This is a genomic window from Gordonia terrae (assembly GCF_001698225.1).
In the GTDB taxonomy this organism is placed as follows: domain Bacteria; phylum Actinomycetota; class Actinomycetes; order Mycobacteriales; family Mycobacteriaceae; genus Gordonia; species Gordonia terrae.
Genome location: NZ_CP016594.1, coordinates 3130382 through 3156383, shown reverse-complemented (window position 1 = coordinate 3156383; position 26002 = coordinate 3130382). Strand labels below are relative to the sequence as shown.

The window sequence follows — 26002 nt, the reverse complement described above, 5'->3', positions numbered from 1 at the left end:
CTGTGAGATACTGCGTCTCGTGCTCATCCTGGCAATCATCGTATTCGGCATGGTCATCGGCGCCCTCGCGCAGATCCTCCTCGGCGGCAAGAACCTGCGCACCGTCGACTGGGGTCTCGCCCTGGTCGCCGGACTCGTTGGCTCCTTCGTCGGTGGACTGCTCATCAGTCTGCTCTCCGGCGACGGACTCGAACTCCGCCCCAGCGGCATCATCGGCTCCCTCGTGGGCGCGGTCCTGGTGACCGCCGGGTGGATCTGGTTCAAGAAGCGTTCGGCGGTCTAGCAGCCGGTGTCAGATGTAGCGCTTCGTAGCGGTAGAAGCAACGACACACTACATCTGGCCACCGGCCCGAAATGAGGCCTGACCAGGCGATTGGTTCGGGACCGTGCTCGTCGGCTAGGCTTTACCTCGCTCCGCTTCTCCAGGGAGCAACGGGCTGTGGCGCAGTTTGGTAGCGCACTTGACTGGGGGTCAAGTGGTCGCAGGTTCAAATCCTGTCAGCCCGACAGAAGACCCTGATGAGCATTGCTCATCAGGGTTTTGTTCTGTTCGCCGACTGCACTGCGATTGCACTCGTCACGGTCAGGCCCGAGTCGGCGGGAGCGGTTGGATGTCGACGACGTCGTCAGCGAGCGCGCCGGCCCGGCTGCGCAGACCATCGAGAACCTCGGCCAGATTCGTTCCGCGTCGATGCAGCGTATCCATGTGCAGGGATTCCCAGACCGGGAACTCGCCGTGAGCGTCGCGCGCCGTGGTGTCCCAGAGAAGTGCGTCGCCGTTCTCGCTCCAGCCGAAGACTGTCAGCGACGCGACGAGTTCCCAGCTGCCGTGGGGCTCGATCATCCAATCGAAATCCTCATCCTGCCCGTCTCGATACGCGGCCCGGAACGCGCGGGTGAGTTGCCCTCCGCGCCCGACGAATCCGTCTGCGAAACCGGGCAAGACCGGCGGGTATACGAGCCACAGACCGAAGGTGCGCGCCCATCCCGAGTGGCGGATGAAGTCACGATACGACGGCGGGAACCCGCCGCCGTCGTCGAAGGAAAAGCCATCGAGTGCCGCGAAGTCGATGTGCATCCGAGTGGGTTCGCCGCCTACACGGAGGGCGTCGAGGTTCGCCATGACGATGAGACTAGGACACGCCGTGAACGAGGGGAGCTACCCATTCAGGCTCGTGGCGTGGACGCAGCCGAGTACCGATGCAGCCTGGCACACATCCTTGCGACGCGATCCGCAGATGTCGCAGCAACGTTGGAACGCCTCGGCGGCGCGACGTCCGACGTCACCGGGGTGATCGACGGGGTGACGATCGACTTGTTCGTCGACCAGGACGCCGAGGGTCCGTTCGATGTGTGGGCGCGATTCGAGGGTGCGGACGCGTTCGAACTGGACCGCCGGTTCGACGACGAGAGACGACTGTTCGGCGTCGAATGGGGCGAACTCGGCTGGGAACCGGCGGTGCCGTCGCGACCGCGGGGTTGGTCGCGCTACGACCTGGAGGAAACGATCGTCGATGTCGTGGCGTCGTGGCTCGACACGCTGATCCCCAGTGGGCCACTGGCCTGGGAAATCGGTTCGGGTGCAGGCACACTCGACCCACGGCCGGTGGGGCCGAGCGTCGACGGGAACGGAATCGGCTCCACGGTCTGACGCTCGACGCCCGAATCAACCCAGATGCCGGACGAAGAACCCCGCGGCGTCCTCACCCGCGTACGCCGGGACGCCGGTGTGTCCACCCATGTTCGCGTGCAGACTCTTCTCCGTCGAACCGAAGGCGTCGAAGAGATCCAGTGCAGCCTGCCGGTCGTTGTGTTCGTCGTCCCACTGCAGCAATACGTGCAGGGGGACCGTGACGCGCTGGGCCTCGTCGAGAATCGTTCGCGGGATGAAGCTCCCCGCAAACAGCACGGCGGCCGCGATCCGGGGTTCGGTCACGGCCAGTCGGACGCCGACGGAGATGACGCCCCCGGAATAGCCCACCGGCCCATCGATGCCGGGCAGCTCGAGGAGCCGGTCCATCGCCGTCCGCCATTCCGGGACCGACTGCTCCACCAGGGGCAGGACGAGCCGGTCGATGATGTCGGCGCTGACCTGATGGCCGGCCTGTAGCGTCCGACGCAGGTCGGCACGGGCGTGCTCGGCCTTTATCGATGTCGGTCGGTCGCCACCGCCGGGCGTCTCGATGGTCGCCGCGGCGAAGCCGTCGGTCACGGCCCGCCGCGCCCGGGCCGCCAGTCGTGGATACATCTGTGGAAGACCACCGGGGTGTCCGAGCAAGATCAGCGGAACGGGTGACGAGGTCGTCGCGGGAGTCCATAGGATGCCCGGGATTCCGCCGAGGACGAAATTCCGTTCGACGACGCCGTCGGCGAGGTGGGTCTCAGAGGTGAAATGCATGGTCGTGCCTCTCGGGAGTGCGCTTCTACGGCGCGCCCCGGACGACCTATCGCCCGACCGTGACTCCGTAGGGGAGCGCCCACATCGAATCGTTCATGGGTATCGCCTCCTCGGTTAGTCGCACGGACGGTGTACACATTAGCAGCGGTCGACCTGCTGCCAGGCAGGAATTCTCGTCGACGCTAGACGGTCAGCGGCACCGCGACGTCGGCGCCGCCTTCCTCGGTGATCCGGGCACCCATCTGCGTGTACGTGGGCGCGGTGATGAACCCACCGGCGAGGAGTGCCTCACCCTGGCGGAACCCGGGCGACTCCGCCAGGAGGTGTTCGGGTACGAAGCCGAAGGTGTCGGCCAACTCGGCGAGATCGCGTGGGGCGTTCATCCGCATCAGGCACAAGTTGTCGCACTGGGACAGGACATTGGGGTGGATCTTGGTCGGCCGCTGGGTCGACAGCAGCAGCCAGAGGCCGAATTTGCGGCCCTCGGCGGCGATCTGCACGACCCGGTCGATCAGCGCCTGCTCCACCGCGCTGGTGGCCTGCGGTGGGCAGATGTTGTGGGCCTCGTCGATCACGATGAGTATCGGGCGCCGTTCGTCGCGGTGGGCCCAGAGGTGTTCGAGCACACTGAGAGCGGCGACCTTCGGTTCCGCCGGGTGGGCGAACCCACCCAGGTCGAGCACGGTCGCCTGGGGTCGCTCGTTGATGACGTCGGTCGCCGCGAGGTCACCCCGCGCCCACAGGGCCCAATCGAGGACCTGCAGATTCTCGATACGCTTGGCCAGCCGCTGATGTCCGGGGTCGGCGGAACTGCGAAGCGCGTCGAGATAGGTGGTCTGGTCCGATGTCTCGGTGAGCGTGGCGTCGGCGTGCAGCAGCACGTTGTACTCGTCGGCGTCGGCGATCGGATCCAGCTGCAGGACCGCGGCCTTCGCGGCCAGGGGCAGGGTCAGGAATCGCGTCCGCAATTGCGGTCCGTCACGTCGCGTCGAATGCAGGACCCGGATGTCGGATGCCGCGATCGCATCCGCGGCGGTGGGATCCGCGGTACCCCGTGTCTCGGGTAACCGGGTGAAATCCGCGTTCGGATCGAGGATCAGCAACGGGAGTCGGGTTCGGAGCAGCAGCTGTTCGAGAACCACCCCGAGCGCGTAGGTCTTCCCGGAGCCGCTCTGGCCGCACCAGAAGGTGTGGCGGTTGAACTTCTCGGCGGCGAGGAGGACGTCGGTCGTCGCGTTGTCGCGATGATTTCCCACTGTCAGCTGAACCACGTCCGTACCTTACTGGCACGGGCGGCTTTCCATCGGACTTACGAGCCGGTCAACTCCTTTCGCAACACGAAAGCACGGTCGCCGGTGGCGGGGTCGCGGACCGGAAACCCGTGCCTGCGATAGAAACGATGCGCGTCGACGTCGGGTTCGTCGACCTCGATCTCGAACTCGCCGGCGCCTCGCCGTGCCGCCTCCGCGACGGCCGCGGTGAGGACCGCGCCACCGAGTCCGCGGCTCCGTTCGACGGGGGTGGTGTACATCTCGTCGAGTAGTGCGATGCCGCCGTCGACCCACACGTTGGTCCGGATGGTCACCAACCCAATCGAGATGACCGGGTCGCCGGCGACGATGGCGAAAGTCGTGGTGCCCGAGAGCAGCTCGCGTAGTCGACGAGTCAGTACGGACGGACCTGGCGACGGCTCGTCGTACTCGCGATTGAACGCATCGAGGAGGTCGGCCATCGCCGGCGCATCTGCCGGCGTCGCCAACCGGGCACTGTTGTGGTCGTTCACGGGTCCCACCGTAGCGGCGCCTCCGTAGGTGGGCAGTCGTTCCGGTGGTCGGTCAGCCGTCCCCGCCGAACCGGGTGAGCAGGCGGTCGACCGCGCTGCAGTCCTGCAGGATTCGCCGGCGACCGGGGTCCGCGGCGACATCGCAGAGCATCGCATCGCCGCCCGGGATCCGCTCGATGCCGACGATCGCCGACCACACCGCCCCGTCGGTGGCCGTGAACGCGTCGACACCGTCACGCAGGGCCCGCGCCAAGACGATCCGGTCGTCGGGGTCCAGCCGGTCGTGGACCAGGGCGATCATCTCGCCGGCGACCGAGCCGTGTGCGCGCTCGTCACGGCGGTGCAGGGCGACGGTCGCCTGATGGACCGGCTGCATCGACCGGTCGTCGGCGATCAGGGTCAGATAGTCACCGATGGACGTCTCGGCGACCGTGGCGAACGCGAGAGTCGTCAGCGCGGCGTCTCGTGTCGACTCCGCCCGCGCGAGCGCTTCCCGATGCCGCCGCACCGTCGTCGACGCCGGCAGCGCGGCGTCCGGCAGCGCCCAGCCGCGCCGTCGCCGGGTCAGTGCAGACGCGTTCAGGTGCATCAGCGTGTGGTACTCCTCGTCGACCATCGACTGCACCACGGCCGCTCGACCGGCATCCGAGAAGCCGGTGCCGAACGCGTCTCGGAACAGCAGTCCGAAACCGGGTGTCACCACGTCTTGTTCGATGTCGATGACGGTCTTGTTGTACGCGATCCAACTCCAGGCCAGAACTCTCGACCGGACGTCGTCGTCGAGACGATCCCAGCTCGGATGCCCCGCGAACGGGAGCATCGTCTCGGGGAAGTCGGATCGGGTGTCGTCGTAGAGATCGTCCATCGTCGGGCCGTCGAGTTCGGCCTCGGTGCGCCGCACCGTCGCTCGCCGCGGCCAGCTGCGGACGAGCCCGCGGATCACCGCCGACTCCACCGGGTCGGAGGCGTCGTGGTCGGGCAGTCCGCCGGTCACGGCACCAGTCCGTCGAACAACCGGGCACACAGCGCGGCATATCCGTTCGCGCGGGTGCCCAGGGGGGCGCCGGCCCGGGCCAGCAGTGCCGCGAACTCGCCGGCGTCGCCGTGAGTGCCTGTGCCGGTGCCGTCGGCGCAGGCGGCCGACACCCGGGAGACGGCCCGCGACAAGGCCTCTCGAGCCGCCGGCGCACACGGATTCGACTCCTGGATGTCCCGGTACACCTCCGGCGGCCCGCCGGTGATCCGGGCCAGCATCGCCGACATGGCCGTGAACGGGGGAGTGGCCAGCAGCGCGGTGTCGTCGGCGTCGACTCCCAGGTCGGCGAGCGCTGTCCCGAACGACAGGATCGTCGCATGGGTGAGCGCCTGGATCGACGCGCACAGCCGGTCGTGACGCTCCGCGGTGGTGACCTCCGTCCGGGCACCCCACCGGGCCAGGTCGTCGAGCAGACGGTCCGCGCCGGGTCCGTGGTGATGGACGACGACCGCGACCACCCGCCCGGGCAGACCGAGGGACGGCGCGAACATCGGATTCACCCCGACGGTCGGCCCGCCGGGCTCGACGTCGGCCAGCGCCGCCGAGAACCGCGTCTTCACCGACAGCGTCTCCACCAGCAATGCCGTCGGGCGCAGCACGGACCGCACCGTTCCCACCGCGGCGAGCGCCACGTCCTCCGGTACCGCGAGAACCAGGACATCGGCCTCGCGCATCCGCGCGGTCGCCTCCGGACCCGGGGACCGGATGTCGTCGCCTGTGATGGCGTCCAGGACGTGGACCCTGTCGCCGTCACCGCGCCACCGGTCGGCCAACATGGTGCCCACCGCCCCCGCTCCGCCGGCCACGACCACCGACCGCACACCGGGGGCGGTCGACGCGGTCACGGACTGCTCTCGGCGGCGACGGACAGGCAGCGACGCATGGTCAGGGCCTTGACCATCGTCTCCTCGTATTCCTCGTCCGGATCCGACAGCGCGACGATGGCCCCGCCGACCCCGAACGTCACCTCCGACTCGGTCGCGACCATCGTGCGGATCACGATCGACAGGTCGGCGGTACCCGTCAGCGAGAAGTAGCCGATGGCGCCCGAGTAGACACCACGCGGACCCGCCTCGAGTTTGTCGATGATCTCCATCGTGCGGATCTTCGGCGCGCCCGTCATCGAACCGCCGGGGAATGCCGCCCGCACGCAGTCGACAGCCGACAACCCCGCGCGCAACGTCCCACGCACCGTCGACACCATCTGATGGACCGGAGCGAAGGTCTCGATGTCGAACAGGGACGGCACATGCACCGAGCCCGGCTCGCAGACCCGCGACAGGTCGTTGCGGACGAGGTCGACGATCATCAGGTTCTCCGACCGGTCCTTCTCGCTCGTTCGCAGATCGCACCGCAAGTGCTCGTCCTCCACGGGGTCCGCCGATCGGGGCCGGGTGCCCTTGATCGGTTTCGATTCCACCGTGCGGTCCGCGGCGACCTTCAGGAACCGTTCGGGGGACGCGCTGAGCACCGACAACCCCGAGAACTGCAGCAGCGCGCTGTACGGCATCGGGCTGATCTCGCGCAGACACGAATACCCGGACACGGGGTCGAGCCTGCGATGCACCGTCGCCGAGTTGGTCAGGCACACCTCGTAGGACTCCCCGGACCGGATCTCCGCCAGACAGTCCTCGACGAGTCCCAGATACGTCTGATGGTCGTGCCGGAACACGATCGGCGCCTCCTGCGCCACCGGGACCAGCGGCGGGGTCGACGCCAGGTCGGCCAGTGGCACCGGTGACTCCCGGATGGTCGACGCCGTCGCATGCAACCATGCCGCGGTATCGGGGCCTGACGTGCCGGTTTCCGAGCGGTCGACCGGTTCCAGTGCGAGAACGTACGCGCAGTCGCGCCCGTGGTCGATCACGACCGCGCGGTCGGCGAAGACCAGTGCCGCGTCGGCCTGCTCGGATGCGTGCGCCAACTGTCCACCGGTGTCCGCCTTGAGCTCGTAGCCGAGATAGCCGACGTAGCCGAGACCGAACCCGCCCGGCAGGTCCGACCGCGGTGCCACCGAGCGCTCCCGCAGTCGCGCGCCGAGATAGTCGAAGAATGTGCTGCGGACCACCTCGCCGGAGCCATCCGAATGTTCCACTCGTACGGTCATTTCCGGCACGCGGTAGGTCACGTACTCGGCGAGCGGGCCCGAGCAGTCGCCCATGACCGAGAACCTGCCGTCCTCGTCGTCGGACGCCGAACCGTCGAGCCAGTAACTGTTCGGACCGTCGGCGAACAACCTCTCGTACACCGCTTGCGCGTCCACCGCCCGGTCGACCCGCACCGACCGCACGCGGTAGCGGTGTACCGGCATGTGCGACGGCATGCGCTCTGCCGAAACGCTTGTCGTCGCCGGCGACGTCCTCGATGCTGCCCGTCCCCGCCGGTGCACCCGCACTGGCGTTGCCGCGGCGAAGTTCGCCAGCAGTTCCCGGCCGTATTCGCTGCAGATCGACTCCGGATGGAACTGCACCCCCCACAACGGCAGATCCCGGTGGCGCACCGCCATCAGGACGCCGTCGTCGGACCAGGCCTGCTCCTCCAAGTCGTCGGGGACGTCCATCACGGCCAGTGAGTGGTATCGCACCGCGTGGAACGGGGACGGCAGCCCCGCGAAGAGGCCCCGGCCGTCGTGGTGCACGGCGCTGACCCGCCCGTGCCGCGGCTCCGGGGCCGCCACCACCGGACTGCCGAACACGTGGCACAGACCTTGGTGCCCCAGACACACCCCGAGCGCGGGTAGCCCACTGTCGGTCAGAGCCCGCGCGCTGATCCCGAAGTCGCGGACATAGTCCGGTCGGCCCGGGCCGGGGGAGACCACCACATTGTCGAAAGCCGTCAGATCCACCGACGTCCACGGCACGTCATTGGCGACGACAACCGGCTCCCGGCCGTTGACGTCGGTCAGCAGTGCGAACAGGTTGTAGGTGAACGAGTCGTAGTTGTCGATCAGCAGGGTGCGCACCGCGGCCACCTCAGTCCGTGCTCGACCCGGCGGCCGCGCGCCGGACAGGGTGACGATCCGGCTCTGCGCCGGGCACCGGATCGCTGATCGCCCGCCGCGAATCGGTTGCCACGATCAGGTCCTCGACGCGGCATGTCTCGGCGATCAACAGGTCGTAGAGGGCGTGCAGGAAGTCGGGGGAGAGGTCGTGTTCGACGGCGAACCGGTGGGCGTGTTCGTGCACGACCCCGACACGACCCGGCTGCATCACCGCGATGGCATGCCGGCGTTTGAGTCGCGCGATGCGGGTGCACACCTCGATCCGGGCACGAACGGTGTCGAGCAGTCGATCGTCGATCCCGTCCAATTCCGTTCGCAATGCTTCGAGTTCGCGTGCACCGAGGTCGTTCTCACCCAGCGCTCGCCCGTCGATGTTCGTCGTCTGGTTCACGGCGCGACCACCTAGAAGTGTCCGAATGTGCGGCCCGCCGGCTTGAACCGCCCCGAGATGCGGCGCCGCCCCGTGGGTCCTGCGCCCGGGCTCGCGTCGACGAACCCACACCCCGACTCGGTCCATGGTCGCACCGACTGCGAGATCTCGAAGGCGTTGACGTCACCAGCTGATCACGATTCATCATCGACCGGGACGTCACCGTGGCGAGATGCGTTGTCCGGGCGGCAGTTCGATTGCGGCAAGTCCGACCTTCCGGGCGGTGCTCCCGCCGAATCCTTTGCCGCCCTCACTTTCCCGCGTGCCGCAGGTGTCCGTACAGAGCGGCGCGATAACCGCGGGTGTAACTGGGTTCCTCGTCATCGGGGTGGGGTGGACAGGCGAGCGTCGACGACGCGAGTTGTCGAGCCCACGGCGCCGGCAGGGCGTCGAGATCGGCGGCGGCGTCGAGGAAACCCTGCTGGAACAGATCCGGGTCGAGGTGTTCGTCGAGTTCGGCGTCGAAGATCGGAAACGACGTCGGCAGTCGCGTGACGATGCCGTGCTCGGTGACGATGTCGAGCTCGGGAAGATCGGGGTCGGGAGTTTTCAACGGACCGAACGCCTTTCGGCCAGCGTGCGGTACAGGGTCGCCCGACTGACGCCGAGCTCCTGCGCGATCTTCGGTACGGCGACACCTCGTGCGCGCATCTGCTCGGCTCGGGCCACCTGCTCGGCGTCGAGCGCTCGTGGTCGACCGATGGTCGAGGTCGATCCGCGCAGCGTTCTCGGTGTCGAGCGGTCGGTCGGTGTGCGCGTGTCCTCGAGTTCGGCCAGCGACGCCAAGACCCCGACGATCATCGCTCCGGCCGGGTCGGAGGTGTCGATGCCCTCGCGTAACGAGCGCAGTCCGATGCGGCGTCCGGTCATCTGGTTCGCGATCTCCATGATCTCGGGCACGGTGCGCCCGAGGCGATCGATACCGACCACCACGGTGACGTCTCCCGCACGCGCGTAGTCGAGGAGCGCGGCGATGCCGGGGCGGTGGCCGGCGGGGATGGACCGGTCTGTTGCGTCGGTGTAGATGCGTGCGGGATCGACACCCGCGTCGGTCAACGCATCGATCTGCGGCGCGAGTGGATGGGTGCCGACCGTTTCGCGAGCGTAACCGAGGGCCATTCCCGACGGTTGTGTTGGATCTGCTGTCACCGTGGCAGCGTATCTCAAAAGTGTTCGACATGATTTCGCGACACGCGGGGATTCGAGACAGAACACCGCCTGAAAACGGCTTAAGTCGATCGCTATGTCGCAAAACAGTAAAGGTAGTCCCGAAACAAAATGAGACAATTTGAGACCCCGAGCCAGGCATACCGGGTGGTCCACCCCACTTCGGGGGGTTTCGCCGCGAGAGCCCGGATCCGGCGTTACCGTCGCACCACCTGTCGTCGGCGGTGGAGGCATGTTCATGGGACTGGCAGACTCGGGCGCCCACGCGTCCGGACCGCACCTTGTCGATACACCGTTGGGACCGGTCGAATCCGCCGATGTCGGGTCGGGCCCGCCCGTGCTCTTTCTGCACGGGTCGCCGGGCGGTTACGACCAGGGCGTCCTGATGACGCGCTTTCTCGCCGGGTCGCATCGGGTCATCGCGATCTCGCGGCCGGGGTACCTGGGCACGCCGCTCACGCACGAGACGAGTGCTCCGGCGGCGCAGGCGGAGCTCGCCGTGGCCGTGTTGGATGCGCTCGAGATCGAGCGTTGTGCACTGATGTGTTGGTCCGGGGGCGGACCCGCCGCCTACTCGCTCGCCGCTGCGGTGCCGGACCGCGTCGCATCGATGGTCGCGGTCGCCGCGGTCAGCACGCGGTTCGACCCGCGGAGCAGTCTGCGCGGCCGACTCGAACTATCCGAGGAGAGGCTTCTGTTCAGCCGCTTCGGCCAGTGGCTCGCGACGACGCTCGCCGCCAAGGCCCCGTCCACGGCCATCTCGACTCTGCTGTCGGGGGAGGGCGATCTGTCGCGCGCCCAGATCCGGGAGCTCACGGCGGGCATCGTCGCCGACGACGACCAGCGCGCGCTGGCGACCGATTTGTTCGCCACCGTGTCGGGGGGCCGAAAAGCAGGCTTCGACAACGACTTCGACCAGTTTCGCGAGCTCGACCTACCACTCGCGGCCATCACCGCGCCGGTGCTGGCGATCCACGCGCGCACCGACGCCGACGTCCCCTTCGACCAGAGTGTCCATGCCGTCGACACCCTGGTCGATGCTCGCCTCGAGGCGAGCATCGACGAAGGCACCCACCTGTCGATGTGGCTCGGCTCCGACGCGTCGCGACTACAGGCGTTGGTCGGTGAGCACCTGGCCGCGGTGGAGTGAAGGGCTTGGTCCGTGAGACCAAGCGACGGTCGCGCGTGGTCGCCTGTCGGGCGGCCGTCAGAACAGCGTCGGCGGGAGGGCGCCTTCGAACTCGAGCAACCAGCGCTTGGTCGACAGTCCCTGGCCGGTCACGCCTCCCGAGTAGCCGCCGAGACCGTCACCGGCGACGACGCGGTGGCAGGGGATCAGCAGCGGCACGGGATTGATGCCCATGATGGTCCCGACGCCGCGCGCGGAGACCCGGGTGCCTGTCATCGCGGCGAGTTCTCCGTAGGTGACGGTGTCGCCATGGCCGACCTCCCGGTGCAGCGTGGTCAGAACCGCACGTGCGGCATCCGACATCCCGCCGAGGTCGACCGGGAGGTCGAATTCGGTGAGCTCGCCGGCAAAATAAGCGCGGAGTTGCCGGACGGCTTCGGGGAGAACGGGATCGACGGAGTCGATGCCGGCCGGTGCCTCGATGTCCGCTCGCCAGGCCATGCGCACGATGGCCGAGCCGTCGCTCTCGACGGCCAGGGTGCCGACAGGCGTCGGCACGAGAACACTGTGTGCTGGGGGCATCGCGGGGTCTCACGGTCGGGGTCGGGGTGCGGTCACAGTAGCGCCAGAGTCGCGCCCTTCGGTGGAGACAGCTCCGAGAGTATCTGGGAATATTCGGCTGGGCCGTCGTGTTCCGCCCACCATGAGTGCTAATGCAGAGTTGAGTCCTGAAGGCTGGGTCCGCGAGCAGACCGAGAAGATCCTCGAGCAGGGCACCACCGACGGTGTGACCGTGATGGACCGTCCGATCGTGCTGTTCACCACCACCGGCGCGAAGTCGGGCAAGAAGCGCTACGTGCCGCTGATGCGGGTCGAGGAGAACGGCAAGTACCTCATGGTGGCCTCGAAGGGTGGCGCACCGGAGCATCCGGCGTGGTACCACAACGTGAAGGCGAACCCGCAGGTGACAGCGCAGGACGGCGCCGAGGTCAAGGAACTGACCGCTCGCGAGCTGAGCGATGGCGAGGAGCGCGACCACTGGTGGGAGCTCGCCGTCGCCGCTTTCCCGCCGTATGCGGAGTATCAGACGAAGACCGATCGGCAGATCCCGGTGTTCGTGCTCGAGTGAGGGGCGCGCTTCACCGTTGGAGCCCCCGGCCGCGGCCGGGGGCTTTACGCTGTCTCACCCAGTGAGGCGGAAGGAGCGTCATGGGGAACGTCGTCGATTTCAAGGATGTCTCCACCACGGGACTCGACAGTTCACCGGTCGCCGAGGCGTTGGCCGGCCTCCGGGCCAACGAGGCCCGGTACCACAAGACGAAGTACGGGCACGATTTCGTCGTCGTCCCGGCATCGGAAGCACCCGACATCCTCGACCGGGTGACCACGATCCTGGCGAACGAGCGCGACATCACCATCGCGTCGCCGGCTCTTGAGGTCAGCGACTTCGAGGTGGGCCCGGACGACGGCAGACTCCACATGTCGTACGTGTTCTACGGGTCGGGCCTGGCCGTCAACGTCATGTACAGCATCGACCCCGCCGGGAAACGTGCTGTCGGGTTCAAGCTGTCCGAGGGTATGGACGTCCCGGCCGAGTTGGAGGCGAAGTTCAAGTTCGCCCGCCAGAAATCGAAACTCGCCGGCGTCATCCGCGGGTCCTACTTCGTCATCAAAGGGGAGTACTGACCCCGACGGTCACTTGAAGCGGATGTTCAGGGTGGCGAGACCGAAGATCTTGCGGCCACCCGACTTCGCCACCACGATGACGACGCCCGTTCGGGTCGCCGGATCGAGCGACTTGATCCGCCCGCTGTACTCGATCTCCCCGCCCTCGGCGCGGGACACGACGGCGGGCTGGGACAGGCGCACCGCGTAACGGGTCACGGCACCCGGATCGCCCGACCACGAGGACACGTACGCCGCCCCGAGGCCCATGGTCAGCATCCCGTGGGCGATCACATCGGGGAGGCCCGCGAGCTTCGCACTCGTCTCGTCCCAGTGGATCGGATTGGCGTCGCCGGCGACACCGCCGTAGTTGACCAGGTCGCCGCGGGACAGTCGGATGGTGTGCGGCGGCAGCTCGTCGCCGACGCTCAGGTCGTCGAAGCTCCGGGCCCCGGAGGTGCGACCCGTGTCATCGGCGGCCGGGACATCGCGCTCGGGACGAACCGATTTCACGTAGCGGTGGGCAGCCTCGTCGTGGCTGAAGATGTTGACGTCGTGCATCATCACCTTGCGAACCGCACTGCTCAGTTCGGGATCGACCTCGTCCGCGGTCACGCCGACGACCGTGGTGTGCATGGTGTGCACTCGTTCGCCCGCGGCGTCGGTCATGGTGTTGGTCACGGTGATCAGGTCTTTGCCCGCGATCCGACGAACGCTGCTCAGCTCGACGTCGGTGGTCAGTTCGTCTCCGGCGACGATCGGCCGGTGCTGTTCGAAGACCTGCTCGGTCTGCACGTAGGTGTCATATCCGACGATGACCTTCTCGAAGAGTTCCCGGTTGGCCGCCATCGCCGGGATCGAGGTGAAGGTGAGCGGCGTGACGAGTCCCGAATAGCCCAGTGCGGCTGCGGCTTCGGGTTCCCAGTGCGCGCCGTGGTAGTCCTGGACCGCGCGGGCGTACTCGCGCACCTTCTCGCGTCCGACCTGGTACGAGCCGTCGAGGACGTAGTAGTGCCCGACTCGGGATTCTATCCCGGCGGGATCATCGGCGGTCGTGGCGGTGGTCGTCGGAGTGTGCGTCACCCCGAACACGCTAACGGTGTACCGATCCGAGTCCAACTCCGGAGTAAGTTTGCGGCCGTCGCGCGTCAGCGTCGGAGCCCCTTGCCGTGGGCGTACTCCGCCGGCCGCCCCGAGGTCTGCCAGTCGTGCCAGTTCTCCCGGTGGCGGCACATCCACCGCTCGTGCAGACGGCGGAATCCGGGTGAGATCCGACGGGCGGTCTCGATGGCGATCACGGCGGGGAGACGGAGTGCGATGACGAGTATCCCCGGAACCGGGCTCGGCATCCGGTAGCGCACCCGCGTCATGGGCAGCATGTAGATGCTCGAATATGCCGCGTACATGGCCGCGTTGTATCTGCCGCGCAGTCGCTGCAGTCCGGTCGAGCCGCTCTTCGCGAACGCCGCCGGAAACGACTCGATGAGCTCGGCACCATCGTCCCCGGCGTCGTACGTGCGGGTGGAGGTGACGAAGGCCAGCAGCCGTAAGGAGTCGGCGATCGTCTCGGGGTACCACTGCGTGCGCACACCGAGCAGGTGGCCCAGGTAACGCTGGTAGTGCAGCAGGACGCGGATCTCGCGGGGTGTCGTCTGTACTCCGGTGAGCCACAGCGCCATCGCCGGCACCACGCTGCCGCCCAGCAGGGTCAGCAGTTGATACGACTGACTGATCGGATCCCCCCAGCGTTGCCGATCCCATTCCGGATGCTCGGCGACGGTGCGACGAACCCACACGTGCATGACCCGAACGCGCATCGCCGTCGCACGACCCTGCGACCCCGGTGTGAGCAGCGCCCCGGGCTGTGAGACGTCGATCCAGAAGCGCGAGGTCTCCAGGAACCGGCGCAGCGCGTTGTCGCCTGCATAACCGCCGGCCAGTGAGAGCGGTTTCGCGACAGCGGACTCGGTGTACATCTCCAGGGTGATCCCGCCGGCGACACTGAACAGGCCGGTGCCCCACCGGCGCCAGATGGCCTCGCCCTCCGCGATCAGTTCGGGGTCGACCCAGTCCGGGACGGTCTCGAACTCCTCGAACAGGTCGACCAGAGCAGGTGGGGGATCGCTGATGCTGTCGAGACCGTCGGTGAGTGCCTGATCGAGGAGCGCCCGCGCGGTCTCACCGCCCAGCGTGCCGTACACCTCGTCGACGAAACGTTCGGCGACCGGGTCGGTGCGGAACATGTCCTCGGCGAAGGTGCGCAGGTGCTCCGGCTCCGGGAAGAGATCCTTGCGGGTCGCTCGCCGGACCAGGGTACGGACACGTCGCAGACGGCGGTTCGACATCGCGGACTCATAGGCGACCGCCGCGGGAAAGGCCGGAGCGTCGGGTGGCGGCGAGAGGGACACAGGAACTCCAGACGTGAGACGGATTCCCTAATGTGTATCACCCGTGCCGACTGTCGCGCACCTGGCACTCACGGACGTTGACTTCAAGCCAACCTGAAGTTGCAGCGTGGAGTGGACATTCCACACAACCGAAGGAGACACCGATGCGCCGCGTTCTCACCGACTTGTGGGAGACCAGCTCCGACAACCCGTTCCCCGGACTCACCACGCACGCCTACCTGTGGACCTCGAGCCGGAATGTGCTCTTCTACTCGGTCGCCTCCGATTCCGAGTTCGACAGCTTCGCCCGGCTCGGGGGGATCGACGAGCAGTACCTGTCCCACCAGGACGAGGCCGGACCCATGCTCGCCACGATCCAGGCACGCTTCGGTTCGAACCTGCGCGCGCCGGCCACCGAAGCGGATCGGATCAGCGGTCACGCGCGGATCGGTGTCGCTCTCGCGGACCGGCACGTCGACGACAACGGGGTCGAGGTGATCCCGTCGCCGGGTCACACTCCGGGCAGCACGAGCTACTTGGTGCACGGCGCCGACGGTGACCGCTATCTGTTCACCGGGGACACCCTCTATCTCAGCGCCTCGGGGCGGTGGACCGCCGGTTACCTCCCCGGCATGAGCGACGCGGATCAGCTCGCCGCGAGCCTGGAACTGTTGGCCACCGTGGCCCCGGACGTTGTCATATCCAGCGCCTACGCCGGGGACTCCGCCGTTCACCGCGTCGACACCTCGGCCTGGACGGCTCACGTGACCGAGGCAATCGCGGGTCTGTCGACAGCCGCCGGCCCGAGCCGCTAGTCGAACAGACGCCGGAACAGGTTGGTCTCGGCGAGGTCGATGAGTTCGTCGCCGCGCCCGGACAACACGGTGCGCAGGGCGTAGAGGGTGAAACCCTTGGCCTGGGCAGCGGTGATCGCCGGCGGGATGGACAGCTCCTGCCGAGCGGTGACGACGTCGAGCAGCGCCGGACCGTCGTGGGCGAGAAAGTCGTCGACCGCGCCGGCGAGGTCGTCGGGCTTCTCGACGCGCCGGCCCCGGATACCGAGCGACTCCGCGAGCGCGGCGAAGTCCGGGTTGTCGAGATCGGTTGCGTAGTTCACGAATCCGGCAGCCTTCATCTCGACCTCGACGAAGTTCAGGGACGCGTTGTCGAAGACGACGATCTTCACCGGCAGCTTGTTCTGCGTGATGGTGAGCAGCTCGCCGAGCAACATCGCGAGCCCGCCGTCGCCGGCCAGCGCGATGATCTGGCGGTCGGGGAAGGCGGTCTGTGCGCCGATCGCCTGGGACACGGCGTTGGCCATCGAGCCGTGGGTGAACGAACCGATCAGTCGCCGGGTGCCGTTCATCTCGAGATAACGCGCCGCCCACACCACCGGTGAGCCGACGTCGGGGATGAACACCGCGTCGGCACTGGCCTTCTCGCTGATCAGGCGGGTGAGGTACTGCGGGTGGATCGGTGCCCGGTTGCGGTCGTTGTCGGCGAGATCGTCGAGGCGGCGTCGTGCCGTGGCGTAGTGGGCCAGCGAGGTCGACAGGTGCTCGCTGTCGCGGCCTGCGGTGATCGACGGCAGCAGGGCCCGGACGGTGTCGCCGACATCGCCGACGAGAGGCAGGTCGACGGGACAGCGTCGACCGATCTGTTCACCGCGGATGTCGACCTGGATGATGGTCGCCTTCGACGGATAGAACTGCTCGTAGGGGAAGTCGGTGCCGAGCATGAGCAGGGTGTCGCATTTCTCGATTGCGCGATACCCGGATGAGAAGCCCAGAAGGCCGGTCATTCCCACGTCATAGGGGTTGTCGTATTCGATGAACTCCTTGCCACGCAAGGCGTGGACGACGGGTGCCTGCAGCGCCCGCGCGAGCTCGACGACCTCGTCATGCGAGCCCTGCACGCCCGCGCCGGCGAGTATGGTCACCCGCTCGGCGGCGTTGAGAGTGTCTGCGGCACGGGCGATCTCGGCATCGGTGGGACGGGTGACGCGTGGGATGTGCCGGATGGGGGCGCCGGCTCGTCGCTTGGGGCAGGGCGCGAGAAACGTCTCGCCCGGGATGACGAGCACCGCGACGTCCCGCTTCTCGACGGCGGTGCGCAGCGCGATGTCGAGCAGGCGCGGCATCTGGTCGGGGGTGCTGACCATTTCGCAGTAGGCGCTGCATTCCCGGAACAGCTGCTCGGGGTGCGTCTCCTGGAAGTAACCGGTGCCGATCTCGGTGGCCGGGATGTGCGCGGCGATCGCGAGGACGGGGACACGGCTGCGGTGGGCGTCGAACAGGCCGTTGATCAGGTGCAGGTTTCCGGGTCCGCAACTTCCGACACACACCGCGAGTTCGCCGGTGAGAGCGGCTTCGGCGGATGCGGCGAAGGCGGCCGACTCCTCGTGCCGGACGTGCCGCCACGAGATGGCGTCGTTTCTGCGCAGGGCATCGGTGAAACCGTTGAGCGAATCACCGGGAAGCCCGTGGACGCGCCGGACTCCGGCACGTTCGAGTTCCTCGACGATTCTCTCCGCGACTGTGGTGGACATGGCGATCCGTTCGGTCGGGGTCGGTGTGTCCCGACTATAGACGCGAGCCGGGGGACACCGGCCCCGCCGGACTTCGGCCCACACTGATTTTCCGGCGTCGTCCGGCCGCCCGCGGTGTGAGAATCGACGGCATGCCACGACGCGGTGAACCCCTCCGAAAGCTCGGATTCCTGACCATCGGACGCTTCGACGGCGACGATCCCCGCCCCGGCCATCTCGAAACCCTGCGGATGATCGAGCTGGCCGAGGAACTCGGCTTCGACAGCGTGTGGGTGCGCAACCGCCATCTCCAGTACGGCATCTCCTCGCCGGTGGCCGTGCTGGCCGCTGCCGCTGTGCGTACCAGCCGCATCGAGCTGGGCACCGCGGTGATCCCGCTCGGCCTGGAGAACCCGCTGCGGCTGGCCGAGGACCTGGCGACCGTCGACATCCTCAGCGCGGGCCGGCTCAATCCGGGTGTCTCCGTGGGCGTACCGATGCGCTACGACGACGTCAAGACCGCCCTGTACCCCGAAACACATGCGCTGGAGAACTTCTCGAAGGATCGGGTGGCGCGGCTCCTGGACAACCTGCGCGGTGAGCCGGTCAGCGACTTCGAGGGGACCGTCGGGATCGAGACGTTCTCGCGCCGTGTGCAGCCGCATTCGCCCGGACTGGCCGACCGGGTCTGGTACGGAGGCGGACTGAGCTCCGCGGTCTGGGCGGGTCGGCAGGGGATCAACTACCTGACCTCGTCGGTGGTGACCGTCGAGGGGACGCGGTCGCGGGACTTCGCGACGATCCAGGCCGAACACATCGACGCCTACCGCGCCAGTCACGTCGATCCCGACCGAGCGCGGGTGTCTCAGGGGCTGGTGGTGATCCCCACCGACTCGGCGACCCCGGATCAGGTACGGTAGTACCGGGCGTACGCCGAGAGCCGATCGGAACGCACGCGCACCCCGCAGGGACCCCGCGGCCTGCTGTTCTCGCCCGACTACGTCGGTCCGTCCGCCGAACTCGCCGAAACGCTCTACGAGCACGCGGGATTCCAGCGCGCCACCGAGGTGGCCTTCGCGTTGCCGTTCTCCTTCGACGAACCGGACTATCTGCAGATCGTGGGTGATCTCGCCGGACGGCTCGGGCCTGCGCTCGGTTGGACACCGGCCAGGGCACAGACTGTGGATTCGTAGCGGAAGTGCGTGCCATGTGGCGTCTTTCGTCACACCGTCCCGGTGGTCGTCGTCGCGGATCCGACCGGTTGACGCAGGAGGGTGCGGAGCTTGTCCGGCGCGACCCGACGGAAGTCGCTGAAATAGATCTCGTGGTGCCGGCCGCGCATACGCAGGCCGTTGTCCGGGATGAATCGATCGTGCATCTCGGCCAGCACCGGGCCCTCGTCGTCGAAGGAACCGTGATGCAGCGTCTGTACGCACAGGCCCTCGTCCAGGGAGGCGATGCGGAGGTCGTCGAGCCGCGGCGGCGACTTCTTCGTGCCCGCCTGCACGACCGCGGCGTCGAGCATGCCAGTGTCGATCCAGTCGGGGACCATCAGCATGAGTGTCCAATTCCAGCGGCCTTTGTCGCGAGCCCCGGTGAACGCGCTCATGTCCTCCGCCCACCAGAGACCCTCGAGCGGCGGCACGACGTAGTCGCGGCCGAGTTCGCGGCTGCTCGCGAACTTCAGCGCATAGGCGACCGGGTACAGCGTCTCGATCGTCGCGGCGAACTGCGGCGTGGTGTTCGGGTCGCCCGACCCGTCGATCATGAGGTAGCGCATCACGGGCATTTCGAGAACACGTATCCGGCCGCGGCGGGCCTTGTACGCGTCGAGCGTCTTCTTGAAGTCGACCTTCTCGGGCACGTCGACGACCTTATCCGGGAACACGCCGCCGCTCGTAGGTTCGGAGGGCGAGGGCATACGACGCCCCGCCGATGACGACGCTCCACACGAGTGCCGCGGCAACGCTCCCCACCGGGACCGGGGCGTCGGTGAGGGTTCCGCGCAGCACCTCGATGACGGGGGTGAACGGCTGGTACTCGGCGAACTGCCGAAGTCCGGCGGGCAGGGACTCGGCCGGCACGAACCCCGTGCTGAGAAACGGCAGGATCGTGAGGAACATCGGTGTGTTGCTTGCGGTCTCGACGCTCTTGGCCGCCAGCCCGAGATAGACCGACAGCCAGATCAGCGCGATCGAGAACACGGTGGTCACGCCGAGCGCGCCCAGCCAGTCGAGCAGTCCCGCCGACGGACGGAAACCGATCGCGATGGCGACGGCCAGGACCACGACGATGCTGAACAGCGCCTGCAGAAGGCTGGCGAGCACGTGGCCGGTGAGGACCGCCGAGCGGGCGATGTCCATGGTGCGAAAGCGGTTGATGATCCCCGATGTCATGTCCATCGCGACGACGATCGCGGTGCCCTGGACCGCCGAGGCGACGGTGACCAGCACGATCCCGGGCACCACGTAGTCGAGGTAGGCGGTCCGACCGGTGTCGCCGGACTGGGTGGTCATCCCGGCGCCGAGCTGACCGCCGAACACATAGACAAACAGGAGCAGGAAGACGACCGGAATCCCGACCAGCATCACGGTGAGGACGGGGAACTTGATGAGCCGCCGAACGTTGCGGCGGACCATGACCCGCGCGTCCGACACCGTGTGCGCGAGGGCCGTCATGACGTTCCGCCGAACTCATCGGGGTCGGTGATCGCGGGAGAGGGGTTGCCCGTGAGGGCGAAGAACACGTCGTCGAGGGTCGGGGCATGGACTCCGACGTCGGCGACCCGGATCCCGGCGGCGTCGAGTCGGTTCAGCGTGTTCCGGACAGTGGCGACGGTGTCGTCGGTCGCGATGTCGAGGCGACGTGCTTCGGGAACAGGACGCGCATCCGGCAGGAGCGAGGCCGCCGCGTCGAACGAGTCGCGGTCGGGGAAGGTCAGGCGCACCTCGGAATCGTGGACCCGGCTCTTCAACTCGGCGGCGGTGCCCTCGGCCACGATGTGTCCATGGTCCAGGACGGCGATCCGGTCGGCGAGCCGGTCGGCCTCCTCGAGGTACTGGGTGGTGAGGAAGATGGTGACACCGTCGGCGGCCAGGCGAGAGATGGTCTCCCACAGCATCCGTCGACTCCTGGGGTCGAGTCCCGTGGTCGGTTCGTCGAGGAAGATGACCCGCGGGATCGACACGAGCGTCATCGCGAGGTCGAGCCGGCGGCGCATTCCGCCCGAATACGTCGACACCGGCCGGTCTGCGGCGTCGACGAGGTCGAACTGCTCGATCAACTCCTGCGCACGTGCGCGTCCACCGCGTCGGCCCAGCCGGCGCAAATCGGCCATGAGAACGAGATTGTCTCGTCCGCTGAACAACTCGTCGACCGCGACCGACTGACCGGTGACGCCGATGATCGCCCGGACCTCGCGCGCCCGCGCGACCGTGTCGTATCCGCCGATGGTCACCGTCCCCGAGTCGGCAGGGAACAGGGTCGACGCGATGCCGACGGTCGTGGTCTTGCCGGACCCGTTCGGCCCCAACAGGGCGGTCACGCTTCCCGCGGGTACGTGCAGGTCGATGCCGTCGAGAACACGATGCTCACCATAGGTTTTCGTGAGCGCGCTGATCTCGATGTCAGCGGCGGTGGTCAACCGATCGGGCCCGTCGCGCCGCGGGGGTCGATCATCGATCCTGTGCGTCGAGCCGCGCCGCGACGTCGGCGGGGAACCCGCCGGTGGCGATCGGACCCCAACTGGTCGGGGTGATGCGGATCAGCGACTTGCCCTGGGTCCGCATGGCGGCGCGGTATTCGTCCCAGTCCGGATGTTCTCCGGAGATGCTGCGAAAATAGTCGACCAGCGCGTCTTCGGCCTCGGGCATGTCGAGGACCTCGGCATCGCCGTCGACCTGGACCCAGGCACCGTTGAACTCGTCGGACAGGACCACGACCCCGGCGACGGAGGTGCGGCGGAGGTTCGCGGCCTTGGCGCGTCCGGGGTAGGTCGAGATGACGATCCGCCCCTGCTCGTCGACGCCGCCGGTGACCGGCGACATCTGCGGACTGCCATTGGATCGGACGGTGCTGAGGATCATGTGGTGACGCGGCCGGATGAACTCGAGCAGTCCGGCACGGTCGACACCATCGGCTTTCGCGACTGTTCTGGCCATGCGCCGACCTTACGCCCGGACGGGGTGATTCAGGGCAGTGCGGCGATGAGCGCGGACTGCACCGCGGAGACCGGGGGCGTGGACTTGCCGTCGACGGTGACGGCGTCGTCGGTGTTGATCACGATGATGATGGTCGTGTCCGAGTCGTACTCGTGGAACAGCGAGGTGTTGTATCCGGGGAAATCGCCGTCGTGGCCCCACCATCCGTCGCGGTTGCCGATTCCGATGCCGTATCCCGAGGTGGCGGTGTTGGGCGGTGGCGAGGTGAGGATCGAATCCCGTCGCAGCTGCTGGGTGGCCGGATCGAGCACCCCGCGTCCAGTGAACAGCGCCTCGCCCCAGGTCTGCAGGTCGTCGATCGTCGAGATGACGGCGCCCGCGGTGGAGGCGAACGAGGGGTTCCAGCGCGTGGAGTTCACCGTCTGCCCGTCGGGCTGACCCTGGTCGGTCAGTCCGTCCAGGTGCGGATCGGGGATCTCGACCGACCCGCCGGGCCAGGAGGATTCGTCCATCCCCAGGGGTGTGAAGATCCGGTCGGTGAAGACCTCGCCGATGGGCTTCGCGAGCACCTTCTCGATCACTTGTCCGAGCAGGACGTAGTTGGTGTTGGAGTACTCCCAGCCCTGCCCCGGTGGGAAGCTCGGCGGCAGCGCCTTCGCGGTGTCGATTAGTTCGGCGGGCGTCCAGACGGTTTCGGGGTCGGCGAAGAACTTCCGGTCGAAGGCCTCGGACGCGGTGTACGACGGGATGCCGCTGGTCATGTCGGCGACCTGCCGTAACGTCGCGGAGCCGTTGGGTGCGCCCGCGACGTACTTGTCGATCGGATCGTCGAGGGAGACCCGACCCTCCTGCACGAGTTGCAACAGGAGTGTCGCGGTCATCGTCTTGGTGAGAGAACCGATACGCGTGTGGTCTCCGGACTCGATGGGTTCGTCCCCGCCTGCCGCCCGCACACCGGATGTTCCCGTCCAGGTTCCGGCCGGCGAGATGACCCGGGCGATGACCCCGGGGAAGTCGCCGGCGGCCCGCGTGTCGTCGATCGCCTTCTGAAACGCCGCCGCGGCGTCGGCGGGCACCGATGTCGGCTGCCCCGTGACCGATGCCGTCGACGATCCCGCACCCGAAGCCGTCTCCGCTGGCGAGCACGCGACCAGGCCGAGTGCGGCTGCCGCCCCGAGCGTCGTCATGCGGAGGAGGACCATGGCGCGCAAAGGCTTTCGGATCATCCGCTCACTGTATCGGTAGACCGGCGCGACGAGGCGGTTTGCCGCGAAAGCCGAGTGGCCATGGGGGAGCTCAGATACGGTGTGCCAGCACCGGCGGGACCGGGTAGATGTCGACCGCCGTGGCGAGCTTGGCCGAGACCGCTCGGTCCCGCGCGATCGCGTCGAACCCGTGACCGTTCGGCCGGTCCGGGACAGTCGTACCGGAATCGACGACGGTCCAGTCGGAGCCGGCATCGATCAGAGACCGGTGCTTGGTGGAGTAGTACCCGGGCATCGCCACGACCGCGACCCCGGGATCGCCCGCGGCCGCGGCCATCAGGTGCGGATGGAACCGAGTGCTGATCCACGTGTTGCGGTGCCCGGCGGGCAACCCGCCGAGCCAGACATCGCGGAAGTTGAGCACGGTCGCCCCGTCCAGGCGCGAGCCGAGCAGGAACGGGACCTCGTTGTCGTGTCCGGGGATTCCCTCGACGACGGTCACCGCCGAACCGGGCACGTCCCACGCGTCGAGCGTCGTACGCACGAAATCGGCCAGCGCCTCGACGCCGGTCGATCGCGGCCCGGCGAATCTCTCGGTGAGATCGGATTGCAGGCAGAGCACGACGCCGTGCTCGGCCGGCGGATCGGTCTCTCGGTACAGCGGAGGCCGGGGCCGGTGCAGAGCCAGCCACGCGTCGTCGCCGGAATGCCGTGCGCCGCCGATGTCGGCGATCTCGGCGTACGACGCGGTGTCACGCACGTCCACGATGTCGAACGCGGCAAAGGCCTCGGTCAGCGCCGCCCAGGCCCGGCCCTGCAGTGTGGGCACGAGTCCTTGACCGGTCGCGGCGAGTCGGGCGCCCGATGCCCGAGCCACTGCGGCAGCGGCGACGAACAGCGAGACATGGTGCGGCCATACGGTGTTGAGGTAACCGCCACCGAGTAGATGAATGGAAGTCGCCGAGTGCAGCAGATCGATGCCCGCGGTCAGACGCGGCGCCAGGCCGGCGTCGCTGACGGCAGACGCGACCCAACTCCACGGCGACTGCGATTCGGCCTCCGCCGCGTAGGTGGTCATCTGCCACAGGGTGTCGACGACGAGCAGGTCGGGGTGGGCATCGCGCAACAGCGTCGTGGCCGTGCCGGGGCTGTGGCAGTCGAGCACGACCGTGGCGTTGGGCCGCACCCGTGCCAGGTGCCGCAGCCACGTCCTGGCGATGAGTTCGTCGCCGTAGTTGGGATGCCCGGCCGGGGCCACCAGATAGATGACCTCGTCGGCCCCCATCTCGCGGGCGAGACGGGAATCGGCGGTGCGGTGCCGGACCGCGGTGCCGATCCGATCGGCCAGGATGCCCGCGGTCCGGAACAGCGGGCGGGCGGTCGCCGGTCGTCTGGTCACGGTCCCCAAGGTTACGGCGTGCGCGCGAACCCGGTGCCGCCCGCACGGTGGTCGGGCAGGTGGTCCGCGAGAGCTACCGGAACGTGCCCTCGAGGTAGGCGAGCGCGCCCTTGGTGTCGGTGACGGGTCCGCGGTATCCGACGTAACCGTCGGGGCGGATGACGAACACCGTCGAACCGTCGGGGAGGTAGCCGTCGGCGAACCGGCCGTCGGTGTCGCGCAGCAGCGGCAACTCGGTGCTGCCGACCTGCGCCGTCGGTGCCGCGACCACGTGGATGTCGATGTGGCCGTGAGCGTTCGCGGAGACCTCGTCGGCGAGCGACTCGAGAACGGCGACTTCGCCGGTACCGGCGGCGGCGTCCGCATAGAGAATGAGGGAGTGGTCGACGCCACCCAGCACGTCGAACAGACGAAGCGCGTGGTTGACCGACTCGCGACTGAGGCCCGCGGCGTCCGGTGCGCGTTCACCTGCCCGCGGCGCGGCGGGGGCCGACGGAACCGTCGACCCCGCGACGGCGGGACTGTCGGCGTAGGAGATCAGCAACTGCGCCTCGCGCCGCATGACGAAGTCGATGTCGGTGGAATCGGTACCGATGCCCTCGCGGGCGTCCCGGACGGTGCGGCCCACGACCTCTTCGCCGACGGGCCGCCGCTCGAGGTCGTAGCTGTCGAGGAGTGCTGCGGAGGCGTCACCGGCCACGGCGAGCGCGAGCTTCCACGCGAGGTTGTGTGCGTCCTGCACTCCGGTGTTCATGCCCTGCGCACCCGTCGGCGGATGAATGTGTGCGGCATCGCCGGCGACGAACACGCGTCCGCGGCCGTAGGAGTCGACGATGCGATGACTGATCCGGAACACCGAGGACCATCGCAGGTCCGAGACCGTCGCAGGTTCCGGTGCGAGTCGATCGACCACGGCCTGGATGTGGGACAACTCCGGTGCCCGGGTTCCCTCGAACCCGTGCGCCACACCGTCTCCGCCGGTGGTGGGCGCGACGGCCAGCTCGTCGGGGACCAGCATCGACATCCGGTAGCGGCCACGGCCGGGCAGCGGGATGCACACCAGCTGGTCGTCGGTGGTGCCGTCCGCGGTCTGATGCATCGACCGGATGGCGTATCCGCGCGGCATCGACCAGTCCACCACGACGTCACCGAGCATGTACTGCTCGGTGAAGGCAGCACCCTCGAAGGTCAGCCCCAATCCCTTCCGCACCACACTGTGCGCACCGTCGGCGCCGATCAGATAATCCGCTCGGACGGTGGTCTCGCCGTCCGGACCCGTGAGGGTGACGGTCACCCCGTCGGCGTCCTGCTCGAACGCCGATACCGCTGAGCCCCGGTCGATCTCGGTGCCCAGATCGGAAAGGCGCTCGCGCAGGATGCGTTCGGTGGCGTACTGGGGGAGCAGGTGGAAACGGTAGGGGACATCGGGCGGTGTCGTGAGATCGACTCGCGAGACCTGGTTGCCGTTGACGTAGACGAGCTGACCGCGCATCTCCAGGCCCGCGTCGAGTACCGATCCCACGATGCCCATGCTCTCGAACACCTCGAGGGTGCGGGGTTGGATGCCCACGGCCTTGGCGTACTGCGGGGGCTCGAGAAGCGGGTCGACGACTCGTACTCGCACTCCGCGTCTGCGCAGTTCGACTGCAGCGGTCAAGCCGATGGGTCCGGCACCGGCGATCAGGACATCGACTTCGGTCATGGATTCCTCCCGT

General features: G+C 67.9%; 27 protein-coding genes, 1 tRNA gene and 1 pseudogene. 8 read left to right on the top strand and 21 right to left on the bottom strand.

Going from position 1 to position 26002, the window contains the following annotated elements; genetic code table 11:
- The first annotated feature begins 19 nt into the window (after positions 1–19).
- Positions 20–283: a GlsB/YeaQ/YmgE family stress response membrane protein gene (locus tag BCM27_RS14270; RefSeq protein WP_033204961.1), complete on the top strand. Its 264-nt coding sequence runs from the start codon at positions 20–22 to the stop codon at positions 281–283.
- 150 nt (positions 284–433) lie between these two features.
- Positions 434–507, top strand: a tRNA-Pro gene (locus BCM27_RS14265).
- A gap of 76 nt (positions 508–583) precedes the next feature.
- On the opposite strand, the gene BCM27_RS14260 is transcribed toward BCM27_RS14265, so the two are convergent.
- Positions 584–1123 carry a hypothetical protein gene (locus BCM27_RS14260; protein WP_004022207.1) on the bottom strand — a complete coding sequence of 180 codons (540 nt, stop codon included), beginning with the start codon at positions 1121–1123 and terminating at the stop codon, positions 584–586.
- A gap of 57 nt (positions 1124–1180) precedes the next feature.
- On the opposite strand from BCM27_RS14260, the gene BCM27_RS14255 reads away from it, so the two are divergent.
- Positions 1181–1651 (top strand): DUF6389 family protein, encoded by a 471-nt coding sequence (locus BCM27_RS14255; RefSeq protein ID WP_033204914.1) that lies wholly within the window; start codon positions 1181–1183, stop codon positions 1649–1651.
- 15 nt (positions 1652–1666) lie between these two features.
- Here BCM27_RS14255 and BCM27_RS14250 read toward each other — a convergent pair whose 3' ends face one another.
- From BCM27_RS14250 to BCM27_RS14210, 9 genes are all read right to left on the bottom strand, one after another.
- Entirely contained in the window at positions 1667–2398 is a 732-nt protein-coding gene (locus BCM27_RS14250) for a dienelactone hydrolase family protein (protein ID WP_004022205.1), read from the bottom strand.
- A 182-nt stretch (positions 2399–2580) separates the two neighbouring features.
- Positions 2581–3669, bottom strand: coding sequence for an ATP-binding protein (locus BCM27_RS14245; RefSeq protein ID WP_004022204.1), 1089 nt, complete (start codon positions 3667–3669; stop codon positions 2581–2583).
- A 38-nt stretch (positions 3670–3707) separates the two neighbouring features.
- Positions 3708–4181: a GNAT family N-acetyltransferase gene (locus BCM27_RS14240; RefSeq protein ID WP_033204959.1), complete on the bottom strand. Its 474-nt coding sequence runs from the start codon at positions 4179–4181 to the stop codon at positions 3708–3710.
- A gap of 52 nt (positions 4182–4233) precedes the next feature.
- A complete protein-coding gene (locus tag BCM27_RS14235; RefSeq protein WP_004022202.1) occupies positions 4234–5175 on the bottom strand; it encodes a diiron oxygenase in 942 nt (313 codons plus the stop codon).
- Complete coding sequence (locus tag BCM27_RS14230; RefSeq protein ID WP_004022201.1) at positions 5172–6062, bottom strand: prephenate dehydrogenase dimerization domain-containing protein; 891 nt, start codon at positions 6060–6062, stop codon at positions 5172–5174. The genes BCM27_RS14235 and BCM27_RS14230 overlap by 4 nt, the downstream gene beginning before the upstream one ends.
- On the bottom strand, positions 6059–8188 hold the full coding sequence (pabB, locus tag BCM27_RS14225; protein ID WP_004022200.1) for an aminodeoxychorismate synthase component I: 2130 nt from the start codon (positions 8186–8188) through the stop codon (positions 6059–6061). Before pabB ends, BCM27_RS14230 begins: the two co-directional genes overlap by 4 nt.
- Position 8189: 1 nt before the next feature.
- Complete coding sequence (locus BCM27_RS14220) at positions 8190–8609, bottom strand: chorismate mutase family protein (RefSeq protein ID WP_004022199.1); 420 nt, start codon at positions 8607–8609, stop codon at positions 8190–8192.
- 289 nt (positions 8610–8898) lie between these two features.
- Positions 8899–9201 carry a hypothetical protein gene (locus BCM27_RS14215; protein ID WP_004022198.1) on the bottom strand — a complete coding sequence of 101 codons (303 nt, stop codon included), beginning with the start codon at positions 9199–9201 and terminating at the stop codon, positions 8899–8901.
- The gene (locus BCM27_RS14210; protein ID WP_004022197.1) at positions 9198–9767 is read right to left on the bottom strand and encodes a recombinase family protein; all 570 of its coding nucleotides are present in this window, start codon (positions 9765–9767) and stop codon (positions 9198–9200) included. Before BCM27_RS14210 ends, BCM27_RS14215 begins: the two co-directional genes overlap by 4 nt.
- A gap of 286 nt (positions 9768–10053) precedes the next feature.
- Here BCM27_RS14210 and BCM27_RS14205 point away from each other — a divergent pair, with 286 nt between their 5' ends.
- Complete coding sequence (locus tag BCM27_RS14205) at positions 10054–10965, top strand: alpha/beta fold hydrolase (RefSeq protein WP_033204957.1); 912 nt, start codon at positions 10054–10056, stop codon at positions 10963–10965.
- Positions 10966–11022: 57 nt separating this feature from the next.
- On the opposite strand, the gene BCM27_RS14200 is transcribed toward BCM27_RS14205, so the two are convergent.
- Positions 11023–11502, bottom strand: coding sequence for a methylated-DNA--[protein]-cysteine S-methyltransferase (locus BCM27_RS14200; protein ID WP_004022195.1), 480 nt, complete (start codon positions 11500–11502; stop codon positions 11023–11025).
- Positions 11503–11647: 145 nt separating this feature from the next.
- On the opposite strand from BCM27_RS14200, the gene BCM27_RS14195 reads away from it, so the two are divergent.
- Both BCM27_RS14195 and BCM27_RS14190 read left to right on the top strand, forming a co-directional pair.
- The gene (locus BCM27_RS14195) at positions 11648–12073 is read left to right on the top strand and encodes a nitroreductase family deazaflavin-dependent oxidoreductase (RefSeq protein ID WP_004022194.1); all 426 of its coding nucleotides are present in this window, start codon (positions 11648–11650) and stop codon (positions 12071–12073) included.
- Between the two features lie 80 nt (positions 12074–12153).
- Positions 12154–12630 (top strand): hypothetical protein, encoded by a 477-nt coding sequence (locus BCM27_RS14190; RefSeq protein WP_004022193.1) that lies wholly within the window; start codon positions 12154–12156, stop codon positions 12628–12630.
- A gap of 9 nt (positions 12631–12639) precedes the next feature.
- On the opposite strand, the gene BCM27_RS14185 is transcribed toward BCM27_RS14190, so the two are convergent.
- Positions 12640–13692, bottom strand: coding sequence for a fused (3R)-hydroxyacyl-ACP dehydratase subunits HadA/HadB (locus BCM27_RS14185; protein ID WP_033204954.1), 1053 nt, complete (start codon positions 13690–13692; stop codon positions 12640–12642).
- 65 nt (positions 13693–13757) lie between these two features.
- Positions 13758–14954 (bottom strand): oxygenase MpaB family protein, encoded by a 1197-nt coding sequence (locus BCM27_RS14180; protein ID WP_239450702.1) that lies wholly within the window; start codon positions 14952–14954, stop codon positions 13758–13760.
- 206 nt (positions 14955–15160) lie between these two features.
- On the opposite strand from BCM27_RS14180, the gene BCM27_RS14175 reads away from it, so the two are divergent.
- Positions 15161–15811, top strand: coding sequence for an MBL fold metallo-hydrolase (locus BCM27_RS14175; protein ID WP_004022190.1), 651 nt, complete (start codon positions 15161–15163; stop codon positions 15809–15811).
- Here the strand turns inward: BCM27_RS14175 and poxB are convergent.
- Positions 15808–17544: a ubiquinone-dependent pyruvate dehydrogenase gene (gene poxB, locus BCM27_RS14170; RefSeq protein WP_004022189.1), complete on the bottom strand. Its 1737-nt coding sequence runs from the start codon at positions 17542–17544 to the stop codon at positions 15808–15810. The genes BCM27_RS14175 and poxB overlap by 4 nt on opposite strands.
- 131 nt (positions 17545–17675) lie before the next feature.
- Between poxB and BCM27_RS14165 the strand changes: the two are divergent.
- Positions 17676–18716: pseudogene (locus tag BCM27_RS14165) on the top strand (LLM class flavin-dependent oxidoreductase).
- Positions 18717–18745: 29 nt separating this feature from the next.
- Here BCM27_RS14165 and BCM27_RS14160 read toward each other — a convergent pair.
- The 7 genes from BCM27_RS14160 to BCM27_RS14130 form a co-directional block, all read right to left on the bottom strand.
- Complete coding sequence (locus BCM27_RS14160; protein WP_033204952.1) at positions 18746–19387, bottom strand: GyrI-like domain-containing protein; 642 nt, start codon at positions 19385–19387, stop codon at positions 18746–18748.
- Between the two features lie 10 nt (positions 19388–19397).
- Positions 19398–20201 carry an ABC transporter permease gene (locus BCM27_RS14155; protein ID WP_004022186.1) on the bottom strand — a complete coding sequence of 268 codons (804 nt, stop codon included), beginning with the start codon at positions 20199–20201 and terminating at the stop codon, positions 19398–19400.
- On the bottom strand, positions 20198–21166 hold the full coding sequence (locus BCM27_RS14150; RefSeq protein WP_004022185.1) for a daunorubicin resistance protein DrrA family ABC transporter ATP-binding protein: 969 nt from the start codon (positions 21164–21166) through the stop codon (positions 20198–20200). The genes BCM27_RS14155 and BCM27_RS14150 overlap by 4 nt, the downstream gene beginning before the upstream one ends.
- 31 nt (positions 21167–21197) lie before the next feature.
- Positions 21198–21683: a PPOX class F420-dependent oxidoreductase gene (locus BCM27_RS14145; protein ID WP_004022184.1), complete on the bottom strand. Its 486-nt coding sequence runs from the start codon at positions 21681–21683 to the stop codon at positions 21198–21200.
- A gap of 29 nt (positions 21684–21712) precedes the next feature.
- Entirely contained in the window at positions 21713–22909 is a 1197-nt protein-coding gene (locus tag BCM27_RS14140) for a serine hydrolase domain-containing protein (protein WP_004022183.1), read from the bottom strand.
- Between the two features lie 70 nt (positions 22910–22979).
- The gene (locus BCM27_RS14135) at positions 22980–24287 is read right to left on the bottom strand and encodes a polysaccharide pyruvyl transferase family protein (RefSeq protein ID WP_004022182.1); all 1308 of its coding nucleotides are present in this window, start codon (positions 24285–24287) and stop codon (positions 22980–22982) included.
- A 73-nt stretch (positions 24288–24360) separates the two neighbouring features.
- Positions 24361–25989, bottom strand: a complete 1629-nt coding sequence (locus tag BCM27_RS14130) for an FAD-dependent monooxygenase (RefSeq protein ID WP_004022180.1) — start codon at positions 25987–25989, stop codon at positions 24361–24363.
- Positions 25990–26002 lie beyond the last annotated feature (13 nt).